Source organism: Fundidesulfovibrio butyratiphilus (assembly GCF_054657235.1).
On the sequence record NZ_BAAHXA010000002.1, the window covers coordinates 1,079,365 to 1,104,975 of the forward strand.

At 64.2% G+C, this 25,611-nt stretch carries 19 protein-coding genes; 8 read left to right on the forward strand and 11 right to left on the reverse strand.

Annotated elements, in window-relative coordinates:
• The first annotated feature begins 142 nt into the window (after positions 1-142).
• The 4 genes from ACYQ01_RS15855 (at position 143) to ACYQ01_RS15870 (ending at position 4,250) form a co-directional block, all read left to right on the forward strand.
• On the forward strand, positions 143-757 hold the full coding sequence (locus tag ACYQ01_RS15855) for a TetR/AcrR family transcriptional regulator (RefSeq protein WP_459934828.1): 615 nt from the start codon (positions 143-145) through the stop codon (positions 755-757).
• A 205-nt stretch (positions 758-962) separates the two neighbouring features.
• Positions 963-1,622, forward strand: a complete 660-nt coding sequence (locus ACYQ01_RS15860; RefSeq protein WP_459934867.1) for a site-2 protease family protein — start codon at positions 963-965, stop codon at positions 1,620-1,622.
• Positions 1,619-2,614, forward strand: a complete 996-nt coding sequence (trpS, locus tag ACYQ01_RS15865; protein ID WP_459934829.1) for a tryptophan--tRNA ligase — start codon at positions 1,619-1,621, stop codon at positions 2,612-2,614. Before ACYQ01_RS15860 ends, trpS begins: the two co-directional genes overlap by 4 nt.
• Before the next feature lie 361 nt (positions 2,615-2,975).
• Positions 2,976-4,250, forward strand: coding sequence for a radical SAM family protein (locus tag ACYQ01_RS15870; RefSeq protein ID WP_459934830.1), 1,275 nt, complete (start codon positions 2,976-2,978; stop codon positions 4,248-4,250).
• A 68-nt stretch (positions 4,251-4,318) separates the two neighbouring features.
• On the opposite strand, the gene purM is transcribed toward ACYQ01_RS15870, so the two are convergent.
• On the reverse strand, positions 4,319-5,392 hold the full coding sequence (purM, locus tag ACYQ01_RS15875; protein ID WP_459934831.1) for a phosphoribosylformylglycinamidine cyclo-ligase: 1,074 nt from the start codon (positions 5,390-5,392) through the stop codon (positions 4,319-4,321).
• A gap of 70 nt (positions 5,393-5,462) precedes the next feature.
• Here purM and ACYQ01_RS15880 point away from each other — a divergent pair, with 70 nt between their 5' ends.
• The 4 genes from ACYQ01_RS15880 to eno all read left to right on the forward strand — a co-directional run bounded on the left by ACYQ01_RS15880 (position 5,463) and on the right by eno (position 9,100).
• Positions 5,463-5,810, forward strand: a complete 348-nt coding sequence (locus tag ACYQ01_RS15880) for a hypothetical protein (protein WP_459934832.1) — start codon at positions 5,463-5,465, stop codon at positions 5,808-5,810.
• Entirely contained in the window at positions 5,807-6,835 is a 1,029-nt protein-coding gene (gene amrS / locus ACYQ01_RS15885; protein ID WP_459934833.1) for an AmmeMemoRadiSam system radical SAM enzyme, read from the forward strand. Before ACYQ01_RS15880 ends, amrS begins: the two co-directional genes overlap by 4 nt.
• A gap of 127 nt (positions 6,836-6,962) precedes the next feature.
• Positions 6,963-7,748 carry a type III pantothenate kinase gene (locus ACYQ01_RS15890; protein ID WP_459934834.1) on the forward strand — a complete coding sequence of 262 codons (786 nt, stop codon included), beginning with the start codon at positions 6,963-6,965 and terminating at the stop codon, positions 7,746-7,748.
• A gap of 53 nt (positions 7,749-7,801) precedes the next feature.
• Positions 7,802-9,100: a phosphopyruvate hydratase gene (gene eno, locus ACYQ01_RS15895; protein ID WP_459934835.1), complete on the forward strand. Its 1,299-nt coding sequence runs from the start codon at positions 7,802-7,804 to the stop codon at positions 9,098-9,100.
• 155 nt (positions 9,101-9,255) lie between these two features.
• Here the strand turns inward: eno and ACYQ01_RS15900 are convergent, their stop codons facing one another.
• From ACYQ01_RS15900 to ACYQ01_RS15945, 10 genes are all read right to left on the reverse strand, one after another.
• Positions 9,256-10,761 (reverse strand): FliG C-terminal domain-containing protein, encoded by a 1,506-nt coding sequence (locus ACYQ01_RS15900; RefSeq protein WP_459934836.1) that lies wholly within the window; start codon positions 10,759-10,761, stop codon positions 9,256-9,258.
• Positions 10,762-11,001: 240 nt separating this feature from the next.
• Positions 11,002-12,258 (reverse strand): hypothetical protein, encoded by a 1,257-nt coding sequence (locus tag ACYQ01_RS15905; protein ID WP_459934837.1) that lies wholly within the window; start codon positions 12,256-12,258, stop codon positions 11,002-11,004.
• A gap of 208 nt (positions 12,259-12,466) precedes the next feature.
• Positions 12,467-12,907, reverse strand: coding sequence for a DUF2569 family protein (locus tag ACYQ01_RS15910; RefSeq protein WP_459934838.1), 441 nt, complete (start codon positions 12,905-12,907; stop codon positions 12,467-12,469).
• Entirely contained in the window at positions 12,904-13,293 is a 390-nt protein-coding gene (locus ACYQ01_RS15915) for a response regulator (RefSeq protein WP_459934839.1), read from the reverse strand. Before ACYQ01_RS15915 ends, ACYQ01_RS15910 begins: the two co-directional genes overlap by 4 nt.
• Positions 13,294-13,312: 19 nt before the next feature.
• The gene (locus ACYQ01_RS15920) at positions 13,313-16,561 is read right to left on the reverse strand and encodes a CHASE domain-containing protein (RefSeq protein ID WP_459934840.1); all 3,249 of its coding nucleotides are present in this window, start codon (positions 16,559-16,561) and stop codon (positions 13,313-13,315) included.
• Between the two features lie 122 nt (positions 16,562-16,683).
• Positions 16,684-18,336: a diguanylate cyclase gene (locus ACYQ01_RS15925; protein WP_459934841.1), complete on the reverse strand. Its 1,653-nt coding sequence runs from the start codon at positions 18,334-18,336 to the stop codon at positions 16,684-16,686.
• 469 nt (positions 18,337-18,805) lie between these two features.
• A complete protein-coding gene (locus ACYQ01_RS15930; protein ID WP_459934842.1) occupies positions 18,806-19,951 on the reverse strand; it encodes a family 8 glycosyl hydrolase in 1,146 nt (381 codons plus the stop codon).
• 8 nt (positions 19,952-19,959) lie between these two features.
• Complete coding sequence (locus tag ACYQ01_RS15935; protein WP_459934843.1) at positions 19,960-21,087, reverse strand: hypothetical protein; 1,128 nt, start codon at positions 21,085-21,087, stop codon at positions 19,960-19,962.
• A gap of 171 nt (positions 21,088-21,258) precedes the next feature.
• Entirely contained in the window at positions 21,259-24,099 is a 2,841-nt protein-coding gene (locus ACYQ01_RS15940; RefSeq protein ID WP_459934844.1) for a tetratricopeptide repeat protein, read from the reverse strand.
• Positions 24,080-25,444, reverse strand: coding sequence for a glycosyltransferase family 2 protein (locus ACYQ01_RS15945; RefSeq protein WP_459934845.1), 1,365 nt, complete (start codon positions 25,442-25,444; stop codon positions 24,080-24,082). The genes ACYQ01_RS15940 and ACYQ01_RS15945 overlap by 20 nt, the downstream gene beginning before the upstream one ends.
• Positions 25,445-25,611 lie beyond the last annotated feature (167 nt).

Consider the following 25,611-nt stretch of genomic DNA (forward strand, 5'->3'; position numbering starts at 1 on the left):
TGCCTTGGGCGCGGCTTTCGTGAGAACCTTGTCTCGCGCCGTGCGTTCCCGCGTCGGGGCGGCCCGCGGGGGCAAACGCCCAGGCGTGGGAAGTGGTGGCCGGCGGGCTGCATATCGATCAGGCAAGGCATAAGGATACGTCATGGAAAAACCCAAGGCCGAGGCCCCGAGCGCTCCGACTCGGCCGCGCCGCAACGCCAAGGCCACCCGGCGGGCCATTCTGGAGTCGGCCCGGCAGGCCTTCACCCGGCACGGATACGACGGGGCCGGCGTGCGGGAAATCGCCGAGAACGCCGGCGTGACCGCCATGCTCGTGAACCGCTATTTCGGGTCGAAGGAAAAGCTTTTTGAGGAAGTGGTGGAAAGCGCGCTCGCGTTTCCGGGCATACTCAAGACCGAAATCGCCAAGGCGCGCGACGATTTTCCGGCGTTGTGCCGCGCCCTGGCCCGCGCGCTCGTGACGCCCTCCACCACGGAGCGCAACCGGCTCGACGGCATTTCCCTGCTCATCCGTTCGGCGTCCAACGAACAGGCTGCGGCCATCCTGCGCCAAAATGCCCTGCGTCACATGGCGCCGCTGGTCGAAATTCTCGCCGGCGGCAGGGAGCCCGAACGGGCGGCATTGTTTTTTTCGCTGGTCGCGGGCTTTCAGCTCATGCGGCGGGTGATCGTCCTGCCCTCCCTGAACGAGACCGATCCGTCCGACCTGGCGGAGCAGTTGCAGGCCCTGTTTGAACGTTTGCTCATCGGGCGTTAACAGCCTTTTGAAAAATCCTTGCGGGTGCGCCCGCCGCAACACCGTCAAACCCGCGACGGCCGCGCGCTCCGCCTGGGGCGCGAGGCCCGTTTTCGCCTTTCGGCGCGCGAGGGGAACAGGCCTCGGGGATCGACCGGCTCCAGGTCCGGCTCGCGTCGCCCCCCCGGCCTTGCCCTGGCCGGGGCTTCATGCTAGCCGCTTGGCCATGTTTTCCGATCCGGTTTCGTGGTTCAAACAACTGGCCATCGCCCTCGTCCCCATGCTGGTCGCCATCACCTTTCATGAAGTGGCCCACGGTTACGCGGCCTACCTGTTGGGCGACCCCACGGCCAAGCGCGCGGGGCGGCTGACGCTCAACCCCATCAAGCACCTCGATCCCCTGGGGGCGCTGGCCTTCGTGCTCACCCGCATCATCGGCTGGGCCAAGCCCGTGCCCATCGATCCCCGGTTTTTCGCAAACCCGCGCTCGGGTATGATGCTGGTCAGCCTGGCCGGACCGGCGGCCAACTTCGCCCTGGCCGTGGCCTCGGCCCTGGTGCTGGGAGGACTCGACACGCTGCACCAGTTCGTCCCGCCGCCCTGGAGCGCCTCGGTGGTCGTGCCCTTGGCCTACATGAGCGTGGCCAGCATCCAGGTGAACCTGGCCCTCGGGCTCTTCAACCTGTTGCCCATCCCTCCCCTGGACGGCGGACACATCCTGGCCGGCCTGCTGCCGCCGCGCGCCGGCTACGAGTTGGAGCGCCTGGCTCCCTTCGGCTTTTTCATCGTTCTGGCCTTGGCCGTCACCGGGCTCCTGGGAGGGCTCATCGGTCCGGCCATGGACTCCCTCTATCACCTCTTGCTGCAAATCGCGGAACTGCTATGACCGAACCCAACAAGCGCATCGCCTCCGGCATGCGGCCCACCGGGCCGCTCCATCTGGGCCACTACTTCGGCGTCCTCGACAGCTGGGTGGCCCTGCAAGAGACCCACCAGTGCTATTTCTTCGTGGCCGACTGGCACGCCCTGACCACCGAATACGCCAACCCCCGGCGCATCAAGGAGTTCATCCCCGAACTGGTCAAGGACTGGGTGGCCGCCGGCCTCGATCCCGAAAAGTGCGTGCTTTTCCAGCAGTCGCAGGTCAAGGAGCACCTGGAACTGCACATCCTGCTCTCCATGGTCACCCCGGTGAGCTGGCTGGAACGCTGCCCCACCTACAAGGAAATGCGTGAGCAACTCAACGCCAAGGATCTCTCCACCTACGGATTCCTGGGCTACCCCGTGCTCATGGCGTCCGACATTCTGATCTACAAACCCTCCGGCGTGCCCGTGGGCCAGGATCAGTTGCCTCACCTGGAGCTCACCCGGGAGATCGCCCGCCGGGTCAACGGCATGTGGGGCGAGGTGTTCCCCGAACCCGAGGCCGTGCTCACGACCCAGGCCAAGCTGCCCGGACTGGACGGACGCAAGATGTCCAAGAGCTACGGCAACTCCATATCGCTTGGCGGCGACCTGGACGGAGTGCGCAAGGCCGTGTCCGGCATGCTCACCTGCGTCAAGCGCGCTCGGCTCAAGGACCCCGGCGACCCGGACGAATGCAACCTGTATCCGTACCATGTGCTGTTCAGCACGCCGGAAAAGTGCGCCGAGATCGACGCGGCCTGTCGCAAGGCCGAAATCGGCTGTGGCGAGTGCAAAAAGATGATGTCCGAGGCCCTCATGGGCTTTCTGGAGCCTTTTCAACAGCGCCGGGCCGAGTTCGACCGCAATCCGGGTCTGGCCTGGGATATCCTGGAAGCCGGCAACGTCAAGGCCCGCGAGGCCTCGCGGCGCACCCTGGAAGAGGTGCGCGAGAAGATCAACTTCATCGGGTAGGCGTCAGCCGGGCCGAGGCGTGTGAAGACCAGGGACGAAGCCCCTGGTTTTCCACGGGGGACCACGAAATGCGCGCCCTTTTGGGATCCCCTTGGGCTTTGCGGCGCTAGCGCCCGCCGTGCGGTGTTTTTGCAAAGCCCTCATAGTATCTTAACGAAAGTATTGTCCTATTGTGCCTGAAATTGCAAAGGGCGGCCGACAGGAGCTTGCTCCAGTCGGTCGCCCTTCGCAAAATTGCGGGGGTCCGGGGGCGAGCTTCGCCCCCGGTGTGGTCCAGGGGTGAAGCCCCTGGCCGCCGGAGGCCCTTTTTCCCCCCTCCCCCCCAACCGCCCATCACAATCCCACCCGACAGGAGGCCGCCATGGCAGGCGACAAGATCCGCCCCAAGCTCGTGTTCGCCGACGAAAGCGGCAACGTCTACGACCATCCGGACCTCGAAATGCTGGTGCGCCGCGGCGACCAGTTGGGGCCTCCCCGGCCGGACGAGCTCATCGCGCTGCCCGAGGAGAGCGAGCTTTTTCTGCTGCCGGGCCGCCACGCCCTGGGACTGGACCCCGAAACCGGACAGGTGGAGGAGCCCGGCGACCTGGCCGTGGCCGCCTTTGTCTGTCCCGGGCACACGCTGTCCGCCACCACGGCCTACAAGACCCTGGACGGCGCGCCCAGGTTGCCGCTTTTCGCCTATGGGGCCGTGGGGTTCCACAACGGGCGCTTCTACGTCTGCGCCAAAAAGGTGGACGAGGACCCGCGCCAGATATTTTGCCACATTCCCAAGAACCGCATCGCCAAGGGCGCCAGGGCGCTGCTCGCGAAGTATCCGAAAAACCGGCTCGTCTCCCATCTGTCGCACTGCGCCCTGACCTATTGCTGTCCGGCGGCCCGGAACCTGGCCCTCGGCCGGTTCGAGGCTCCGCTGCCCACGTCCCGGACGTGCAACGCCCGCTGTATCGGGTGTCTGAGTCTTCAGGAGCCGGAGTCCGGCTTCGTCTCCACCCAGAACCGCATTCTCTTCACCCCCACGCCCGACGAAGTGCTGGACGTGATGATCGAGCACTCGGGCCGCGAGGCCCGACCCGTGCTTTCTTTCGGCCAGGGCTGCGAGGGCGAGCCGCTCACCGAGGCGGCGCTCTTGGCCGAGTCCACGAAGCGCTACCGGGCGGCCGGGGGGCTTGGCACCGTGAACGTCAACACCAACGGGTCACGCCCCGAAGTGGTGGAGGACCTGGTTCGGGCGGGATTCAGCTCCATGCGCATAAGCATGGTGAGCGCGCGCGCTCCCCTGTACGAGGCCTACACCCGGCCCAAGGGGTTCGCCTTCGCCGACGTGGCCCGCACCATCGCCAACGCCAAGGAAGCCGGCCTCTTTGTGAGCCTGAACTTTTTGTTTCACCCCGGCGTGAGCGACACCGAGGACGAATTCGAAGCTCTGGGATCGCTCATCGAGTCCACGCGCACCGATTTCGTGCAATTGCGCAACCTGAACCTCGACCCGGAACTGTTCGCCGACGTGGTGCGGGAGAGCGGGGTGGGGTACGGCCCGTCCATGTCGCTTGGCAACTTCATGAAACGGTTGCGCAAACGCTGCCCGTGGCTGAAGTTCGGGTATTTCAATCCGTATCTGGGGGAAGAGAGCTAGTCGACACACGAAAAAAAACCGCCGGACGGGTCGTCCGGCGGTGAAAGCGCTCATGTCTTCGGGGCGGCTCAGAGGCCTACCGGCGCGGTGGGCGGGTCGACGATCACGCGTTCCTCGCCTTCCACCTTCTCGGCCTTGACGGCTTCGCCGATGATCCAGGCCGATTCGCGCATGGCCCCCAGGCGGGCCAACACGTCTTCGCTTTGTTCCTTGTCCACCACCAGCACGTAGCCGATGCCGCAATTGAAGGTGGTGAGCATCTCCTGCCAGGAGAGCTTGCCCGCTCGCATGAGCCAGGCGAACACCGGAGGCAGGGGCCAGCAGTCCATGTGCAGGTGGGCGGCCACGCCGCGCGGCAGGATGCGGGGAATGTTTTCGTAGAACCCGCCGCCGGTGATATGCACCATGCCCCGAATGGTGAAGTCGCGCAGCAGGTTGAGCACGGACTTGACGTAGATGCGCGTGGGCGCGAGCAGGGCTTCGGCCACGGTCACGGTGTCGCCGGGCAGGGGATCTTGTGGGCGAAGGCCGCTTTCGGCCAGGATCTTGCGAATGAGCGAATAGCCGTTGGAGTGCGGCCCGCTGGACTTGATGCCGATGAACACGTCCCCGATGCCGATGGACGAGCCGTCCACGATCTTGGCGTTGTCCACCAGTCCCACGCAGAAGCCGGCCAGGTCGTAGTGCCCGGGCGGATAGAAATCGGGCATTTCGGCGGTTTCGCCGCCGAGCAGGGTGCAGCCCGCCTCGGAGCAGCCGTTGGCCACGCCCGCGATGACGCGTTCGGCGGTATCCACGTCGAGCTTCCCGGTGGCGAAATAGTCGAGAAAAAACAAGGGACGCGCGCCCTGCACGAGGATGTCGTTGGCACTCATGGCCACCAGGTCGATGCCGATGGTAGAGTGTCCGTCCCAGTCGAAACCCAGCATGAGCTTGGTTCCCACCCCGTCGGTGGAGGAAACCAGCACCGGCTCTTCCATATTCGCGAGATCGGGTTTGAAAAGGCCGCCGAATCCGCCTATGTCGGTGAGGACACCCTTGGTGAAGGTGGCTTGGGCCAGAGGCTTAATGCGATCCACCAGGTTCTGGGCCGCGGCGATGTCGACTCCCGCGCGGCGATAGGCGTCGGCCCTGTCGCTCATGTTGCTCCACTCCTTGCTGTCGGTAGGGGGCTTGTAGTCCTTCCGGGGGTGAAATTCAAGGAGGTCTTCGATGAAGGCTCTAAAAGGCGGACTGCTTTTGTGCGTGCTGGTTGCGGCCACGGCGTTGGGCCTTGTCGGCCCTGCCTTTTGCCAGGACGGCGCGCAGGACCGTCCCGATGCGGTGATGGCCACCAAACCCCGGCCCGGAGACACCCTGATGTCCGGCCAGAACGAACAGGGCGACTCGGTCACGCGCATTGAGCACACGCCCAAGGACCAACAGGGCCAGACTCCCCAGATAGGCCCCATCATGGTGGTCCCCCAGGTCAACCAGGGCGGACGGACCGGCCAGGGCCGGACGGGGACGACGCTCGTGCCCGTGCCCGTGGACCCCTCCGGCCGCAGGGACGCGCAATGACCGCCCCGGGCCATGAGGCCAGACTCTGGAAAGCTCTGCCGGACAACAAGGTCGCGTGCCGCTTGTGCAGCCACTTTTGCGTGGTGGAGCCAGGCGCTAGGGGCAAATGCGGGGTACGCCTCAATCACGAGGGGAGCTTGCGCACCCTGGTTTACGACCGGGCCGCGGCGGTGAACGTGGACCCCGTGGAAAAAAAGCCGCTTTTTCATTTTCTCCCCGGGACCAGGACGTTTTCCTATGGAACCATGGGCTGCAACTTGGCCTGCGCCTTCTGCCAGAACGATACCCTGTCCCAGTCTCCGCGCCAGGGCCTGCCCATAGAAGGCCATCCGGTGACGCCGGCCCTTCTGGTGGACGCCGCCCGGCGTTCCGAGTGCCTGTCCCTCTCGGCCACGTATTCCGAACCCACGGTGTTTTTCGAGCTCATGTCCGACACCGCCCGCCTGGCGAGCGAGCAGGGGCTGAAAAACATCATCGTGTCCAACGGATTCATGAGCTCCCAGTGCCTGGACGAACTGGGACCGATCATCCATGCGGCCAACATCGACCTCAAGGCCTTCACCGAGAGCTTTTATGCCGACGTGTGTCAGGCCCGGCTCGATCCGGTGAAAAAAAACCTCGCGCACATGCTCAAACTCGGTTGGTGGGTCGAGGTGACCACGCTGGTCATTCCCGGGCTCAACGATTCCGATCGGGAACTGGGGGCCATAGCCGGCTTCATCGCGGACGAGTTGGGCCAAGACGTGCCTTGGCACGTCTCGCGCTTCCACCCCTGTTTTCGCATGACCGACCGGGAATCCACCCCGCCCCAAACCCTGGAGAGGGCCTGGGACATCGGCCGCGCCGCGGGGCTGCGGTACGTGTACGTGGGCAACCTGCCCGGCGCGGGGCGCGAGGACACGCTGTGCCCGGCCTGTGGGCGGACGGTGCTGTCCCGGCAGGGATTTCTGGTGGGACAGCGGCACGTGAAAAACGGGGCCTGCGCGTTTTGCGGCGCCGCGCTTGCCGGACTCTTCCCGGACTGATCGGGTCGCGGGCGGGAAAAACACCCGCCGCGGGAGACCACTCCCGACTTTTAATGCGGCGGAAAATGGGCTAGAAGCACGCGGCTTGCGCGGCCTGGACCGCGACACGACACCTTGGGGGGCTTTCATGGCGCTACTGCTCTTCGACGTGGGCAACACCAACATCAAGATCGGCCTGGTGCGCGAAAACGTGGACATGGTTTCCTACGTGTTGCCCACCCCCAGGGCCAGCACGGCCGACAACCTGGGGCTGGACCTTCTGGCCATCCTGCATCTGGAAGGCCTCAAGCCCGAGGATCTCAAGGCCATCGTGGCCGTGAGCGTGGTGCCGCCGGTCAATCCCACCCTGCGCAACGCCTGCGTGCGCTTTCTGGGACAACCGCCCCTGCACGCCCCCGAAGACCTGCCCATTCCCCTGGTCAACCGCTACGAACGCCCCGAACAGGTGGGCGCCGACCGCCTGGTGGCCGCTTTCGCGGCCAGACGTTGCGTGCAGCAAAACTGCGTGGTCTCCGTGGACTTCGGCACGGCCACCACGTTCGACGTGGTGCGCGGACACAGCTACCTGGGCGGGCTCATCTGTCCGGGCGTGCTCTCGGCCACCCGGGCCCTTTCACAGGATACGGCCAAGCTGCCCCAGATCGACCTGGAGCCCCAAAGCCCCGAGCTGACCATCGGCCGCTCCACCGAAGAGAGCCTGAACCAGGGGCTGATCTTCGGCTTCGCCTCCATGACCGAGGGCATTTTGACCCGGCTGGAAAAACACCTGGAGGAACCCATCGCCGTGGTGGCCACGGGAGGGTTCGCCCCGCAATTGGCGCGGGTTTGCCCCGCGATCGCCAACGTGCGTGTGGAATTGCTTCTCGAAGGCCTGCGTCTGGTCTATGAGGAAACCATCGCCAGACCGCTGTGAGCGGGCCGACGTATTCGAAACGAAACCGCCATCCCCTAAGGAGTGGAAAAGCTATGAGCACCATTGCTGCTGTTTGGGCGAGAGAGATCCTGGATTCGCGCGGCAACCCCACCGTCGAGGTGGAAGTCACCCTGGACTCCGGGGCGGTCGGCCGGGCGGCGGTGCCTTCTGGCGCGTCCACCGGCACCCGCGAGGCCCTGGAACTGCGCGACGGCGACAAGGACCGTTACGAAGGCAAAGGCGTGACCCGCGCGGTGGAAAACGTGCAGGGAGAAATCGCCGAGGCCGTGGTGGGGATGGAAGCCCTGCGTCAGCCCGCGCTCGACAACCTGATGATCGAACTCGACGGCACGGACAACAAGGGCCGCCTGGGCGCCAACGCCATCCTGGGCGTGTCCATGGCCACGGCCCGGGCCGCGGCCACCTTTCTGGGCCTGCCGCTCTACAACTATCTGGGCGGGGTCAACGCGAAAGTGCTGCCCGTGCCGCTCATGAACATCATAAACGGCGGCGCGCATGCCCCCAACAACCTGGACATCCAGGAGTTCATGATTCTGCCCATCGGCGCGGAAACCTTCGCCGAAGCCCTGCGCATGGGCGCGGAGACCTTTCACGCCCTGAAGAAGATCCTGGCCAAGGACGGACACGTCACCAGCGTGGGCGACGAAGGCGGCTTCGCGCCCAACCTGAAGTCCCATGCCGAAGCCTTCGACTACATCGTGCGCGCCATCGAAGCCGCGGGCTACAAGCCCGGACCGGAAATCGCCCTGGCCATCGACGCCGCCGCTTCGGAATTCAACAAGGACGGCAAATACTCCTTCACCGGGGAAAAGCGCGTGTTCACCTCCAGCGAGTTGGTGGACTACTACCTGGACCTGACCAACCGGTATCCCATCATCTCCATCGAGGACGGTCTGGCCGAGGGCGACTGGGACGGATGGAAGGAACTCACCGACAAGATGGGCGACACCATCCAACTGGTGGGCGACGACATCTTCGTCACCAACCCGGACATCCTGGTGGAAGGCATCAACCAGGGCGTGGCCAACTCCATTCTCATCAAGCTCAACCAGATCGGCACCCTCACCGAGACCCTGGACACCATCGAGATGGCCCGCCAGGCGTCCTACTCCACGGTGGTGTCGCACCGCTCGGGCGAGACCGAAGACAGCTTCATCGCCGACCTGGCCGTGGCCGTGAACTCGGGCCAGATCAAGACCGGCTCCATGTCGCGTTCCGACCGTCTGGCCAAGTACAACCAGCTCCTGCGCATCGAGGAGGAGTTGGAAGACGAGGCCATTTACTACGGACCGGTCATGGCCGAACAGTGGTTCGGCGAGGGCGAGGAATAGCATCGCCTGGCGGGCGCAGAACACGCCCGCGCCGGATACAACGCAACCAGACCCGGTCGCCCTCGCGCGGCCGGGTCTTTTTCGTCCCTGGGAACTGGCCAGGGAAGGCGTGGCCGGCTAAGGCGGTTCGGGCGCATCCCGTCCAGTCTCCGGCCTTACCGGTCGAATTCCTTCGGGAGGTTGATGACGCCCTCTCGCGCCAGTCGAAAAGCCGTGCGCACGGCCTGACGTTGCGCTCCCTCCACATCGCCCAGGCGAACTCCGCGCAACAGGCCGACATCTTCCCGGATCATTTCGAACGCCCTTTCGCTCAGATTCAGGCGACATTTTTCCCGCAGGGCGTCGCCGGCGTTGGCCAGGCTTTGGGTCAGCACCTCGTTGCTGAGTTCCTTGAGCAATTCGCGAAAATCCCTGTCGGAAAGCGCGGCCAACGCGTCCACGGGCGTCAAGAGCGTCCCCACGGGCAGGGCGGACAGCTCGGGACGTATCTCCAGGGCCGTGGCCTTGAGCCGGACGCGGTCCGCGCGCCCCATGCCCGCGAGGCAGAAGGAAAGCATGCGGGGACTGACGTGCGAGTCGTCAAGCCTCTGTTCGTCGTCGCTGTCGGCGGTGAGCTGCGCAAACGCGAAATCAGCCCAAATTGCCGCCTTGACCGGAAGCGCCAGCATCTGGAACACGCGTTCATCGCCCAGGCCCAGGGCGGCGGACAGAACCGCGCGGACCGACTCCGGGCAGGGGCGCTGGCCGCTCTCGAACAGGGCGGCGTTCCAGGCGCTCACCCCGCAACGCGCTTCGGCGGGGTCCCACAGGGCGCATCCCTCCCGGAGGCAGGCGGCGTCCAGAAGCGGACAGCAGCCGGTGGTACAGTCCGTCAGGCCGGCGGGCAGTTGGGCTTCCGGCAACGGCTCCAGGTTGCGAAAGGAGGCGGGGAAACCGGGCAGCGCAAGGAGCAGGAGCCCGTCCTCGCAAAGCAGCGTGGCGCGTTCCAGCGCGTCCCCGGCCACGGCCAGCGCCGCCGTGGGACAGTCGGGCGGGGCGGCGCGCGCGGCCTTCAGAAGAGCGATCTGGTCCGCGGTGGCGCTCGCGGTCAGCCGGGCAAGGCTCTCCTCGTCCAGGACGGCGGCCAGGGCGGCCAGCTCTCCGGGAGGGCAGGCAGCGAGAAAAGCGGACGCGCCGTCGCTGTCCAGAAACTGAAAATCCCAGAATTCCCAAAAGGCGTAGGCCGCCATTCGGCGCGGCATGCCGACGGCCCGGGCGGTTCCCGGCCCCAGGAGGGAGAGCAGCCTGGCCAAGCGGTGGAACCCTCGGCGGGGGTCGTGGCCCGCCCGCGCGTCCAGGGCGGGGCAAAAACGCGAGCAGGCGCGCGTCACGGCCCGGATCAGCTCGGGATTGCCCTGGCCGAGCGCGGCCGCGCTCCATGATGCGGGGGCGCTGAGCAGCAGCCGGGCCAAAGCCGAAAAGGCCTGGCTTGGCGTGTGCTCCGGGGGAGGGGCTTTGTCCAGACACGCCAGCCCGGAAAGACAATTTTGGGTCACGCAGACGGAAGCGCTTTCGATCCGGGGCGTCCAGAACAGGCAGGCCTTGCCCTGGCAGGGACGATCGAGAAAACGGCACGTCGGGGAAGCGTTCCGGGCGTCCGGGGACGAGACGAGGCTGCGCATGTGATGCTCCATGGGGGGCAAGCCGTTGTGGCCAGCCATTTGGGGAAAATTACGCTGTTGGGGTGTGGTCGCGTCGATTGCTTCCGGGGCGCTCGTCCCCGTCGGCGTGACCGGGCGCTTTGACTCCGGGCTCATGCACGCGACGTCGCCCTCGTCACCCGAAGCGGGCGGTGCGAAGCGCCAGAGCCGCGGCATGTTCGGCAACGGCGTAGGCCACGTTGCCCAGTCGCGTTGCGCGTCTTAGCCCAAGTAGTCGCGCCAATCCCGACATTGCACCAGCCGCGCCTCCATGAGGGTGAAGGCGGTGAAGAAAAAGGAGTCCATGGCCCGGAGGGAAAGCGCGGCAATCACCATGTCGGCCCGGCGTGTCCAGTCCGCCAGCATGGTTTCCGTTTTGAGCCGGACGGCCTCGCGCAGCAAATCGCTGTCGGAGACGCAGGTCAGGACTCCCAGGCCGCAGGTCATGACCGGGCATGCGCTCGCGGGTTGGAGGGCATAGTCCTCCAGGGCGATGAGGCCCTTCTCCTTGGCGAGCATGTACATGCGCGCCAGCGTCAGGACGTGTCGGATCGGCTCCATGCGGGGATGGACGCTCGGCAGGGGAGCGTGCGCGTCCAGGGCCGGCGGGGCCGGCGCGTTCAGCCCGGGGGACGCGGCGGCCAGGCGTTCCAGCAGGGTCGACGTCTCCACGGGGGCGCTCGCCTCGAAGACGCTGAAAAACACGGACGTGCGCCGGTAGTAGGCCTGCATGCGCGCCCGCTCGTCTTCCAGGATCTGCCGGGCGCGGGCGCGGGAGGTGTCGGCGTCGTGGCGCTCCAGCGTCAGGACGACCAGCGAGTGGCTGAATGGGTCCAGACGGTCGGCAACTGCGGCCAGGGGCCCTGTCCCGGCCTCGCGCATTTTTTTGTGCAGCCCCACCCAAAAGCCGATGCACTGGTCCGGCGTGGCCGTCAGGTAGTCGAAACGTGGCGCGTCCGTTTTGTCTTCGGGCTGGCGGGGCGTGGGCGTTTCGGCCTTTTCTTCGGGGGCGCGCTTCAAAAGCCGCAGCAAGCCCTTGCGAGGCGAGGCCGGGGGCGGGGGCGGGGCGACCTCCCATGGCCTGGCGTCGATCACGGTTTCGGACGGGTCGGTCGCTCGGGGGCCGGGAAAGACCGGCGGAGCGATTCGTCCGTACGCCGACTCGTACGCGAGCCCGCGGGTCAGCAGTCCGAGCGCTTCCTTGGCCTCCGGGCTTTCGGCATGCTCGCGCCGGTTGGCCTGGAATTCGTCCAGCAGCTTTTCGATCACCGGCCGGCGGTACGCGTCCAGGGCGCGCAACACCCGTTGCCGCGTCCGGGCGGACGCCCCGAGCAACAGCAGGGCCAAGCGCGGATTGGAAAGCGAACGCTCCGGATCGCGCAGGGACAAAAACAGGGAAATGTCCCGGTCGCGAAGAAACCGAAAGATTTCCACTCCGTATTTCGCCATGGCGGCGTCCGAAATCTCGTTGCTCCGCATGATTGGTACGTCCTTTCGGCGTCGTCGGCCAGGTTTCGGCGTATTTTCGCGCCCCGTCCCGGGCCGAACGATTCGCCCGGCCGGCTCGCCATGACCCGTTTCCCTTGGTGACGGACAAGCTCGGTGGGATCGTCGCCGTTTTGGGACCTCCCGACAAAGAAGCCGGGGTTCGGACCTCCCGGAAAGGGCGGGCGGCGCCCGCGCCGGATCAATTCGTGAATGTCCGCCGAACGCGCTTCGAGACTCTGACGTACGGAATCAGGATTCCCGCCTTGGTGATGTCGATGACGCAGGCCAAAAGCAACAGCTGGATCTTTGTGTCGGATACCAGCCCGGAGAGGGTGAGGGCCACGTCGATCGCGCTGATGAGTATGGACAAGAGGAGGAATCGTATCAGGTGCACGGGGAACGTCGTCTTTTTCTTGAAGAACGTGACGATGAGAACGGCAAGGTATCCCAGCATGAGGAGGTCGGCCAACGTCGAGTACGCGATGATGGATTGCAGGGACCCGCTCAGCATCCGGTAGCTGTCCGACACGAGAACGGTCAGAAAAAAGTACAGTTCTTTGACCAGAGGGATCGGAGACGCGAGGAGTCCCACCGCGAGGAGATACAGAAAACCGCCGATGGGTATGGATGAGTCTTTCATTTGGAAGCCCGCGCCTTGTTCCAGAGTTCCCGGATCTTGTCCGGCAAGGCCATGGGATCGAACGGCTTGGGCACCACTCCCAGCACGCCCAGATTCATGAGCTCCTCGACTTCGTTGGGCATGACCTTGGCCGTCATGAACACCACCGGGATGGACGCGCCCCCAGGCAGCTTGCGCAGTGCGGCTAACGTGGTCGGGCCATCCTGCCCGGGCATCATGACGTCGAGGAGGACCAGATCGGGCTTGAACCGTTCGAACCCCGCCAGGACCTCTTCGCCGCTGGAGCAAACCTCCACGGTGAAACCACCCACCATTTCGAGCGCCATTTTCGCGACGGTGGCGATATCGTTTTCATCCTCGGCCATGAGGATTCGCTGCAACTCCATGTCGTTTTTCTCCGGTGCGTCAGACCGAGTCCCGGCCCAACAGTTTGTTTACCATGGCGAGCAAGGTGGCGTTGTCCGTCTTGGATTTGAGCAGCACACCCCGCACACGACCCAAAGCGTCCGACGCGAGTCCCTCGACCGCGAAAACCAGGACGGGAGTCTTACCGATATCATCCAGGAGTTCAACGCCCGATCCGTCCGGAAGTTGGATGTCCAGCAGAACCAGGTCGTAGTGCTTGTCGGCCAGGAGTTCCCGCGCCCGGGCAAGGGTTCCGGCCTGGCTGATCTCCACGGTGTCCTTGAGCACCAGGGCCACCACGTCGCGAATGTCCTTGTCGTCCTCCACATGCAGGGCTTGAGGCAGGGTTCCGGTCTTGCCGGACTGGAGAGGGGTTTCCCGGGCCGGAGGGGCCGTGCTTTCCGAAACGTCCCTCGGGACGCACAGCGGCAGGTCGAAATGGAACACGGAACCTTGGCCAGGCTCCGACTCGAACCCGATGCTTCCCCCGAAGGACTCCACGATCAACTTGGAGATGGACAGGCCCAGGCCGGTTCCGCCCCGCAGCCTGGTGTCGGAGGAGTCCGCCTGGGCGAACTTTTGGAATATCCGGCCCTTGAACTCGTCGGATATGCCGGGGCCTTTGTCGCGAATCCAGACCCGGGCCGTATTGCCGGAGGAGGTGATGCCCACTTCGACCATCTCGCCCGGTGGAGAAAATTTGGCCGCGTTGGAGAGCAGGTTGGCCATGACCTGGGCCAGGCGGTTCCGGTCGGCGGTGACGTACACCTCTTCGTCGCTAAAACGCCCCTCCAGTCGGACATGATAGCCTGACGCATAGCTCTGATTCTCTTCGATGGACGACCGGACGGCCTGCTCAAGATTGATCGGCTCCATGACGTACTGCATCTTTCCGGACTCGATCTTTTCGAGGTCCAGGATGTCGTTGATCAGACCGATGAGACGCGTGGTGTTGTTGCTGGCGATGTTGAGAAGCTTTCCGACCTGCTCCGGAAGGTTTGCGGACATGGCCCCGAGAATGAGCCCCAGCGAGCCGTGGATGGAGGTCAAGGGGGTGCGCAGCTCATGACTGACCGTGGAGATGAATTCCTTTTTGAGGCGTTCCATCTTTCTGCGCTCGGTGACGTCGCGCAACGAACCGACCGCGTACCACTTTCCCCGCATGCGAAACGACGACACGGACCGCTCGACGAGTACCTGTTCTCCTCCCTTGCGGGTGGCCGTGAATTCGCCGATCCCTCCGACGACCGGCCCGTGCCCGGTGCGGGCGAATGCCCCCATTCCGTCGTAGGCCTTGATCTGATCTTCGGGCAGGGCGATCAATTTGTGCAACCGCCTGCCTTCGGCCTCCCGCCGGGTGTATCCGAAAAGCCGTTCCGCCGCCCCGCTCCAGAAAAGCACCGTGTCGTCGGTGTCGATCATGATGAGGGCGTCGTAGGACGCTTCGCTCATGGCCCTGAACTTTTCTTCGCTTTCGCGCAGGTCCTGTTCGGCCAGTTTCTGCGCCGTCACGTCGAGATTCACGCCGGTCATGCGCACGGGCCGGCCGGTATCGTCACGCACGATTCTGGCGTAGGCCTTGAGGTAATGAACCTGTCCGTTCGGCCAGACCACCCTGAATTCGGAACCGAAGTCGTTTTCGCCGCTCAAGGCCAAGCGGAGGGCCGATTCCGTCCTGGTCCTGTCTTCCGGGTGCAGACATGTGGCCCAGGCGTCGTACACGCCGCTGAAGCCCTGTTTGTCGATTCCGTACAGGGCGTACATCCGCGCGTCCCACATCATGCTGTCCTTGAGGATGTCCCAGTCCCATACGCCCATCTGCCCGGACTCCACGGCCAATGCCAGGCGCTCGTTGGCGCGTTCGAGCGCTTCGCGCACGCGTTGCTTTTCGGTGACGTCCTGAAAAGCGACCGCAACGCCGACTACGACGCCGTCGCGCACCTGGGGATACGCCCAGTACTCCACGGGAAAACTTGTGCCGTCGGCCCGCCAGAACACTTCCCCGTCGACATGTCTGCCCGATCCGCCCCGAAGCGCCTTGTAGATCAGGCAGTCATGAACGTCGTAGGGGTCGCCGCCCAGGTGGGTGTGGTGGATGAGGTCGTGCATGTTTTTCCCCAGCAGGTCCTCGGGCCGGGAGTAGCCGAGCACGCGGATGCTTGCGGGGTTGCAGAAGGTGCAGAGGCCGTTGACGTCCACGCCGTAGATGGCCTCGCCCGTGGAATCCAGTATCAGGCGGGATTTTTCTTCGCTTTCGCGCAGCGCGGCGGTCATCTGGTCGGCCAGGATCAGGGCGCGGTTTTGCGTGTTGGCCAGGGACAACGCGATAAAAAATACGAGGATGCTGATGCTCAGGCCGGTCGTGAGGACCAGTTTCGGCGTTTTTCTGTCTCGTGTCGCCTCGAAGGCGGGAGTCGACTTGAAGTGGAGCGTCCAGGTGTGCTCGTAGAGTTTTAGTTCGTCGGTATGGGCGAAGAGGGATTTGCGTTCTCTTGCGGATTCAGTTTTTGAGGCATAGCTGTCGTACATCAGATCGGAGTCCGCAAAGCCCTGGCCGTCGTATATTTTTAAATCCATATTCTGTGCTCGACCGCCCATGACGCCATGCATGAAGTCGTTCATGCGAAAGGCGCTGTAGATATACCCGAGAAACGCGGCCCGCCGGGCCTCGGGCGTGTCCAGAGGGACGTTTGGAGCATAGTAGGGCAGATACATGAGAAAACCGGCCTGGATGTCCGTGTCCGTCTCCTGGACCAGGGTCACCTTGCCGGTGATGGTGGTCAGCCCGGTGTCCCGGCAGAGCTCCATGGCGTCGCGCCGGACGGGATTGCTGAACATGTCGTACCCCACGGCCCGCCGGTTCCGAAAATTGTCCGGTTCGAGATAGCGTATCGGGGTGTACTCGGCCCGGTCTCCCGGCGGCGAGATGTCGTAGTCCGGCCGGCCGGCGGCGCGGACCTTGTCCAGGTACTCCCGCTTGTGCGCGTCGGTGACAAACGGGGCGTAGCCGAGTCCCTGTATTCCCAGGTAATGCGTATCCAGTTTGAGCTCTCCGGCGTACTTTCGCCAGGTGGACTGGTCGACGTCACGCACGGAGACGAAAAGGGCCAAGCCACCCTGGAGCACCAGTTCATAGCCCTTAAGGCGTTTTTGAATGGCAATCTCCATTTCGGCGCAGTGGTATTCGAAGCGCTGCTGGGCTTCGCTCAGGGAGTTCTGGTCCGAGACACGCCAACCGAGAGCGGTCATGCCCAAGCACACGAGAAAGATGCTGCACGCGGCCAGGAGGCCTTTCGCATGATACGCCGGGCGGCGGACGTCAGTTGCTTTGTGGTCCCGGGGGCGGCCGGGCGCGGTGTCCTGGGGAGTGTTCATGATGGCGCGCACACGGACACCCTGTTGCGTCCTGCGTGCTTGGCCTCGTACAGGGCCATGTCGGCCGCGGCCGAGAGCGCGTTCGCATCGGGAAAGTCGGTGGAAAAGGCCATGCCGCAGCTAAACGTCACCGTTATATCGCCCCAGTCGCCGCTGTGGCGCAGTTCCGAAAAGGCAATGCGCAGCTTTTCCATGACCGCCACAGCCTCCTCGCGGCTCGTGACGCCGCGCAAAAGCACCGCGAACTCCTCGCCGCCCATGCGTCCCACAATGTCGGTCCGGCGCAGCCGCTGCGAAAGAAACCGGGCCAGATTCTTGAGCACCACGTCTCCGGCCGGATGCCCGTAGGTGTCGTTGACGTTTTTGAACTTGTCGAGGTCGATCATGGCCAGCGCGACCATGCCCGCATCACGGCCCAGGCGGTCGAGCTCGGATTTGATCTGCTGCTTCATGTTGGTGTGGTTCAAAAGACCCGTCAGGCTGTCGCACACCATCATGGCGTGTACGGCCCGGTAGCGCTTCACCCGGTTGGAAATGGCGCGCAGCATGTGCTCGGGTTCTATGGGCTTGATGAGAAAGTCGTCCCCCCCCTTGCTGACGGCGTTGTACTGGGCCTTGAGCTCTATCTCTCCGGACAGGAAAAGGATGGGCATGCCCATGAGCTGCCGCTTCTGACGAATGACCGCCGCCACTTCCGGCCCGGAACAGCCGGGCATGAAGACGTCCAGGAGCACCAACTCCGCATGGAACTGGTCCAGAACTTCGAGAATGCGCATGGGGTCGGTCAACACCTGGGCCTCCATGCCGTTTCTGCGCAGAAGCAAGGCGTTGTGTTCGGCCATGATTTCGTCGTCGTCCACGATGAGCACGCGGAACGGCTCGTTGGGATTGTCGTTGGACAGGGATTCCAGCTTGTCCAGTATCTGGCCCATGTCCACGGGCTGGACGAGAAACTCTTCCGCGCCCAGGCGCACCGCGTGCAGTCGCGCTTCCATGTCGTCGTTGCGGGAAAGGATCAGCAGGGGGACGTCCCCCTGTCGCCAGGCGGGATCGCCGTCCAAGGCCTCGAGGGGCACGCTCTCGCCGTCGAGAAGCAGGGCCAGCGGCTTGTGGGCCGCCGCGTCCAAGGTCGATCCCGGATCCGGGCGTTTTCGCGGGACGTAGCCGAAGGATTCGAGCCTGGAAGCGATGTGCTTGAAGAAGGCGTCGTCGTCCGTGACGACGGCCACTTCCCGGGTGGCCCGCACGGGGGTTGGGCGCGCCACCGGCTCCGGCGGAGGGGCATGCTCGACAACGGCGACGGTTTCCCCGGCGTTCGCTTGCCGGCAGATGGTCTTGAATTCGCGCCAAAGGCTCTCAAGAGCGACAAGTCCGCTTGGGGGCCACTCGGTTTTGCCTTCGACGTACGCCTTGAGGGGGATTTCCAGAGCCCGGGCGACCCGGCTCACTTCCGGGACCCCGAATGTCGCTCCCGAGCCGGCCAGGGAATGGACATCCCTGTGCAGACGTTCAAGGCGCATTGGATCCTTTCCGTTTCGCAACGCGTTCCAGTCCTCTTCGATCGAGGCCAGCCTCCTGGGCAGATCCGCGACGAAGCGCTGCTTGAAAGCCACCAGTTGTTGCTGAAACTTCAGGATCTTTTCGTCCATGTTCAACTCCGAACGTCGTCTTCCCGAGCGGATTTCCTCACATCAGGCAGCGCCCAGGCGTTCAAGGCTTGGCCTAGACGCGCAGCCAGAGAGGCGTTTGCAATTCGTGTCCCCCCGGGAGCCGGGGCGTCATCACGGCCAAGGCCGCCTTTCGGGAAATACCGGCCGGGCTTTGGGTGCGGCCGATGGATCCCTGAACGCCTTTGCGGGTTGAGGGAGCCTCTCTCATTTCATAGCCTATTCGCCATTGGAGCACAATTCCACGATGCGGTCGATACGGAAGGAATTCTTTTCGCTGAAACGTTCGGGCCTGTGGAGAGCGGGTTTTGACGGCCGGGCTGGGCAGCGACCCTTGGGGTGGCGCCACGCGCCAGGGGCGCAGGGACCGTCTGTTTCGCCGGGGGGCGCGCTCAGGCGGTCGGGGCGGTGGCCGACCGGCTCGGGGTGCGTTTCGAGCCGTTTCCGGTCATCATTTCCCGGCTTTTGCCGGGAACGACCGGTCCACCGGGGCCGTAAGGAGTCCCGACCGGGCGGCCAGGCCGAACCAGGTCCAGTTGTTGTCGTAATAGCGGTCGGGATTGCGCAGCAACGGGGTCAGGGCGGAGGGGGAAAGCTCCTTTTTGACCATGGCGTCCGCCAGTTGGGGAGAGGCGGCCGCAAGGGCGGGCAGGGCGCTTCCGGCGAAGCTCACCGAGCTGACGGCGCTTTGTTTCCTGCCATCGACTTGGTAGCGGGAAAAGATTCTGCCGTCCCGGGCCAGGATATCCACAAGGGCTTGGACTCGGGACGGATCGCTGCAGGCGCGCGGATGGCTGTTGAGACGACAGTCCATGGCGACCCGCCAGTACACGCGCATGGCGTCGAAGGAGAAGTCCCCGGAAAGTCCGGACTGGGCCGGCGGGGGAGCGAAATTCCCCTTGGAGTCCACCACGGCGAAGTCGGCCGGCAAAACGACGTTCTTTTGGGCAAGAAAGCGCACCAGAAGGTCGTAGCAGCGCTCCCGCACGCCCAGCCAGTCGCCTTCGGGGTCCAGGGCCGCGAAAAACGGGTAGGCGTAAAACGTGAAGTACGAAAAATTGATGATCCTGTCGGATACCGCCCAGTTGCCCGCGCAGGGGACCCATCCCCCGCCCAAGGCGATGCCCTCGCCGTGGCGGATGGCCGCCAGCAGGGTTCTGGCCCGTTCGCGGTAGGCGGGCGCGTCGAAGGCGTCGGCCGCCAGAATCAGGGCGAAGGCGATGTCCTGGTCGGCGTCCGTGGCGGTGTTGGCGTCCACCACGCGTCCGCCGTCCTTGGGGGTCCACTGCCAGGAATAGAGTCCGTCCGGCCGGGCGAGGTGGGATTCGGTCCAGGCGTGGACCCGGGCGAAGGTCTCGCGATCGTTCATCCAGACTGCGCGCAGCAGGGCGTAGGATTGGCCCTCGCTGGTGACTTCCTGGCGCGCCTGGTCCCAGACGTAGCCTTCCGGGCGGATGAAGGTTTCCTTGTAGGCCGTCCAGGCGTTCGCCAGAAAGGCGCGCTCGGCGGGCACGGCTCCGTCCGAACGGCATCCCGGCAGGAAGGCCATCAGCCACAACGCGGTCGTTGCCAGAAGGACGCAAGAAAATCGTACCATGGCGCTTCCTAAAAGGAGTACTTCACGAACAGGTTCCCGCGGTTGAGCCAGTAGCCTTCCGTGTCGGTATACAAAAATCCTCCGACGCCGATGCGCAGCGACTCGTACTTGTAGGCGATGTTCAGCAGGCCGTGCACGCCTTCCTGCGTGTCACCTTTTTTGGTCTGATCCTTGGTCCAGAGCAGCTTGGGATTGACCTCGGCCTCCACCTCGATCGGTCCGAAGTCCTGGATGGTATGCAGCATCAGTCCGACGGTGATGTGGGAGTCGGGAGAAAAGTACCCGGACTTGTTTTCGTCGCAGGACTCCGCGTAGAAGTTGGGACGCAGTACGGTCCAATGCTTGTCCTGGCTCCACAGCACCGGAATCTGGTAATGCGCGTACACCCATTTGCGCAGGTTGCCGTCCTCCATGGAGTCGAGCCCCCCCTCGACGCGCAGGCGCTGCTCGGGGAAGGTGACGACGTTGGTGAAAACCCGGGCCCTGTCCACGGCCATGTCCGGCGCCATCCTGGTCATGTCCGTGATGCGGTTGAAAAGCCTTGTGTCGAATGTGTCGTGCCCGGACCACATGCTTTCCCGCTTGGCCTCGACGCCGACTTCCGATTCGTTGTCGAAGATATACTTGGCGCCCAGTTTGCCGTCGAGAACATACCCTCTGTACATCGGGGTCCTGCGCCACGGGGTGAGGGAGCCGTCATTGCCCGGGGAAAATCCTGCGGAGGGGTTTTGCAGTTGAAAGCCCTCGTATCCGAGGGCGCCCCACACCACGATGCGCGGCGTCAGGAACAGATCCACAACCCCCAGGGACACGGCCGTGCGCCAGATGTCGCTTTCCTGCCGGGAGCCTTTGGCGTCCTGGTGGAGTTGCCCGGTCATGGCCTGAAGACGCAGGTTGACCGCGTCCAGAAGGGTGGCGCCGGCATGCGCGCCGCCATGGAGCACGCGTATGTCGTTGCTGTCGCGAAAGCCCGAGCCGTACGCCCCGACAAAGGGACGCGTCTTTTGGTCGAGCTCGGTTTCGGCTTTGTCGATTTGGGCGTTGAAGGCGCGCTCCTTCTCAGGCGACGCCAAAGATCCGGCGGGGGCCAGGCCGAAGAGCCCCATGACCAGCAGAAAGAGGAAATAACGTCTCATCGCTGTCATCCTTACCCTCATTCGATGCACGAGGATTTTGCAAAAATACGCAAAGAAGTCGCTGACGTCGCGAAGCCAAAAGGGATTCCAAAGGGGCTGGCCCCTAAGGCCTGCGGAGGCTATTCAAACGACGATTTCTGCAAAACCCTCACACGTATTGCGGACGTAAATCTATTGCGCCTCTTGCCCTTCCGGCGCCTGGACGCCGAGTTCCCTGGCTTTCCTGAAGCTCTCCCGTGCGCGTCGGTAATCCCCGCGCCGGGTGGCGGCGATGCCGCGCCAAAGCCACATCTTGCCCTGGTCCGGTCCGTTCTCCTTGGCCAGAGCCGTGAAGAGGTCATAGGCTTCGAGCTGACGGTCGCGGGCGACGTCCACATAGCCGATCCACTCCCGCCCCTGCGGGTGCGCCATGAGCTCGTGGCGGTGCTGTTGCAGAAGCGTGTCGGCCTCCAGGGTCTTGCCTTGGAGATGCAAGGACTGAACCAGGGCCAAAGTGGCCTTGTAGCCGCCCTCTCCGGCTTGGATGGCCTGGCGAGACCACGTTTCGGCCGTATCGAAACGCTTGGCCGCCAGGTTGGCCAGCGCCAGTTCCAGCAAGAGGCCTTTGGAGCCTTGAGCCGCCACCACGCGGTCGTACAGGGTGAGGGCCTGGGCGTACTGTCCGGCGCTGGTATTGAAGCGGGCTATTTCCAGCAGCAGGGCGGGGTCCTTGGGGTTGGACGCCAGAAAACGCTCGTATGCGGCGCGGGCCAAGGCCTTGTCGCCGGACCTGTTCGCGGCGCGCGCGATCTTGATCGCCAGTTTGTCGGCGTCTCCAGTTGCGGCCGCCCGTTGGTATGCGGCCAGGGCCGGTTTGAACCTGCCCGCGTCGAAGCGCAGGTCGCCGAGGGCTTCGTAGTCCTGAGCCGTGGGCAGTTCCCCGGCGGCCAGGGCCTTTTCGTACAGGGCCAGGGCCTGAGACTTGCGGCCGAGCAGGCGGTACTGGCCGGCCAGCCAGACCGTCTCGACCGGCTTGAGGGGTCGCCGTGCGGACAAATTTTCCAAGGCCTTGACGGCCTGGGCCGGGTCCGCGCCAAGCATGGAAGCCCTGGCGGCCAGCAGCAGGAGTCGCGGATCGCGGGAGTCCCACGCCCGCAACAGACCGAGGACCTTGAGCGCCCGGGCCGCGTCGCCGGCTTCCACGGAGGCTTCGGCCAGGCCGCGTTCGGATGCCGCCCTGACGTTCGGGTCCAGCCCCTTCATGGCGAGCAGCCGGGCGTACGTGCGGGCGGCTTCGGCATAGCGTTTCGCATACCCGTAGAGCCTGGCCAACTGGGAGAGCGCCTCGGGGGCGGGGTCGCTCACGCCGTCCAACGCCCTGGAGAGCACGGCGATGGCTGCCGCGAACTTGTGCCGGGACTCGTAGAGCGTGGCCAACCCCATGACGGCCTGCATGTCGCCTGGATCTTCTTCCAGTATTTTTCGGTAGATGGCCTCGGCACGGTCCTTTTGGCCGTCCCGGTTCAGGAGCCCGGCCAGCTTCAATGTGGCTGCGGTGTCGTTTGATGCCAACGCCACATACTGTTCCATGGCCCGGACAGCCGGGGACGTTTGCTTCAGGGCGTCGTGGGCATCGGCCAGGTTTCGCCACACCGAGGCGTTCGCAGGCTGGAGCTTGGACAGGGCGGTCAGGAACGCAACGGCGCGGTCATACTTTCCGGCCAAGAAGGCCGCGTTCGCCGCGAGTTCCAGAACCTCTGGCCGAGCGTCTGCCCTGGCCGCTTCGCCCAGCGCGTCCAGCGCTTCCGCGTAGCGTTTGGCCCGCATGAGCAGCCAGGCGTACCGGACGCGGGTTTCCTCGGAGGCTTCGCCGGAAGCCAGGGCCTGGCGGTACTGCTTTTCGGCGGCGGCGTCGATCGGCTGGGGAGCCGCGGCCTTGGCGGCCGCTTCCGCGGCGCTCGCATGGGACGCCTGCGCGGCGCGGTCCAGGGCGTAGGCGAGCCGCTCCTTGATGGCCACATCGTTGGGTTGCTGCTTGGCCATGGCGTCATAGAGCGTCGCCGCCTCGGTGAAGTTTTCCAGTTCGAGCGCCAGTTCGGCCCGGGCGCGCAGGTTGGCGGAATCGGGAACGCTCGCGAAAAGGGCATAGGCTTCGGCGGGTTGGCCCAGGGCGCGCAAGGCGATGGCCAATTGGTTCTTGACTTTCGCGTCGCCCGGGTCGGCCTTGACGATCTCCTCCAGCAGGGGTTTGGCCTGGGCGAATTTTCCCAACTCCATGGCCAATTCCGCCCGCAGGGCGAGCGTGGCGGCGTCCCGGTCGGAGGCGAGCAGTTCGTAGGCCGCTTCCGGCTTGTGCGCGGCGCGCAGCACAAGGACCAACTGGTCCCGGGTCCAGGTGGCGAGTTGCCCGTCGCCGGCAAGGGGGAGCAACCGGCTGAGCGCCTGTTCCGCCCTGGCCCAGTCCTGCACGGCCATGGCCGAGGCGGCCAGAGCCCGCAAATAGTCGGTATTGTTCGGCGAGCCGGCCAGAAGCCGTTCATAGTCGGCCATGGCTCCGGCGTGTTCGCCGTGCTGGGCCAGCAAGCCGGCCCGGCGTTGGAGCAGGGGAGTGTCCAGCTTGTCCGCCGGGAGTATGGCGAGGGCCTCGCCGGCTTGTCTGTCCTTGCCCGCAGCCAGCAGGAGCTTGGCCAGCCCGAGGGCGGCCTCGGGGTCGTCGGGCTTGAGTTCCAGCGCTCGGCGGTAGGCGACCTCGGCGTTGTCGACGCGACCGGCCTTCTCTTCAAGGGACCCCTTGAAGACCAGGTAGCCGGCGTTGTTGGCGTCGCGTCCCAGGGCCTTGTCGATGGCCGTGAGGGCCCCCTGCGTGTCGCCCTTTTCGGAAAGCCGCTCGGACTGCCGGAAATAGGAATATCCGTCCCTCCAGAATTCCGGCTTGACCAGGTACGTCGTCCACAGGGCGGCGATCAGCCAGACGAGGACGAATCCGGTCAAGAGCGCCGCGCGGCGTCTGGCTTTAGTCCAGCGAATAGACATGTTCCGGGTCCTCCTCGGGCTCCCAATCGCCGGGGAACAGCGTCGACCACACCACCAGGGACAAGCTCCAGATAGCGATGGCCGAAATCAGGATGTTGGCGGCGATGATTTTGGGATCGCACAGTCCGGCGAAGAGCGAAACGAAAGGCATCACCAGATTCAGGAGAACAATGATGATTTGCGGCAGCACGGCGAAGAGCGGCGGGAGCTTTTTGGATGCCAGGGAACACCCCAGCGTCGCATTGTTCGGACAGTAGCCGGGTTTTCTGCCTTTGGGGTAGAAAAACGCCCGTACGATTCCCTTCATGTAGATGGGGAACAAGCCGGCGAGCATGCGGAATTGCTTTCCGGGTTGTTGGCCGTGACATAGGTAGCGGGTGGCCATGGCCATCACAAGAAAGTAGAACGCGCGTACGGCGATGAATTCTTGTTCTGGGCGCACCAGGATGGTGTTGCCCGTGACATAACTCCAGATTGGCACAAGGTAGAAAAAGGGAAAAATGAAGGCCGAGCAGATGTAGGAAAGCGCCACGGTGGAATATTCTATGCGGGTGACAAAGCGCAGCCCCTTCTTGAAGAAGGGATTGTCCCAGAGAAAAATGCGCATGGTGTCGAGAGCCCACTGCCCGCGCTGCTGGTAGACGCCGCCGATGCTGGTCGGAGCCAGGCCGCGGCTGAGGGAGTGGGGGAAGTAGAAGGATTTCCAGCCGTGGGCGTGCAGTTCGTAGGAGGTCGTCAAGTCTTCGACGATGTTCCATTCCACAAAGCCGCCGATGCTCTCCAGGGCCGCGCGCCGATACAGCACCCCGGAGCCGCAGGACAGGGCGGTATCGTTGTTGTCCATGGCGAGCTGGACGATGTCGTAGAACACCTGGGATTTATTGTAAAAAGGATCGCCTTCCTGGGTCAGATAGCTCTGCTTGGACTGCACGAAGGCGACCGAATCGAACCGCATGTACCCCGCAAGGCTTTGGACGATGTTGGGTTGCGCGACCTGATCGGCGTCCAGCACCAGAACGAGGTCGCCTTGCGAGTTTCGCAGGCCGAAATTCAGGTTCCCCGCCTTGGCGTTTTCATTGGGCACCTTGCTTTTGGGTCGGGAAAGGTAACGAAACCCGTAGGTCCGGGCCAGCTCTTCAACCTCCGAGCGCCCAGCATCATCAAGAACGTAGCGGGTAATCTGTCCATCGTAGTGGATATGGCTAGCCGCGCGCAAGGTCATTTCCAGATACTGCATGGGTTCGCTGTATGTTGGAATAAGTACATCCACGCTGTAGCTCACAGGGGCTGGGTGCCCCTCTTCCGGCTTGTAGCGCAACTCCCAGAGTCCTATGGTCGCGAACATAAAAAGAAGCAGGCATGAAAACTCTGAAAGGACAAAAATGTAGGCAACGGTAGTGTGTTCTTTGTTCGCGGCAATTGTTATCCAGTAGATGTAGAAAAGGCCTGTGACTATCGTCAGGATTGAAAAAAACTGCGATTTGCGTCTTCTCGGCAGGTCTTCGCAGTAGC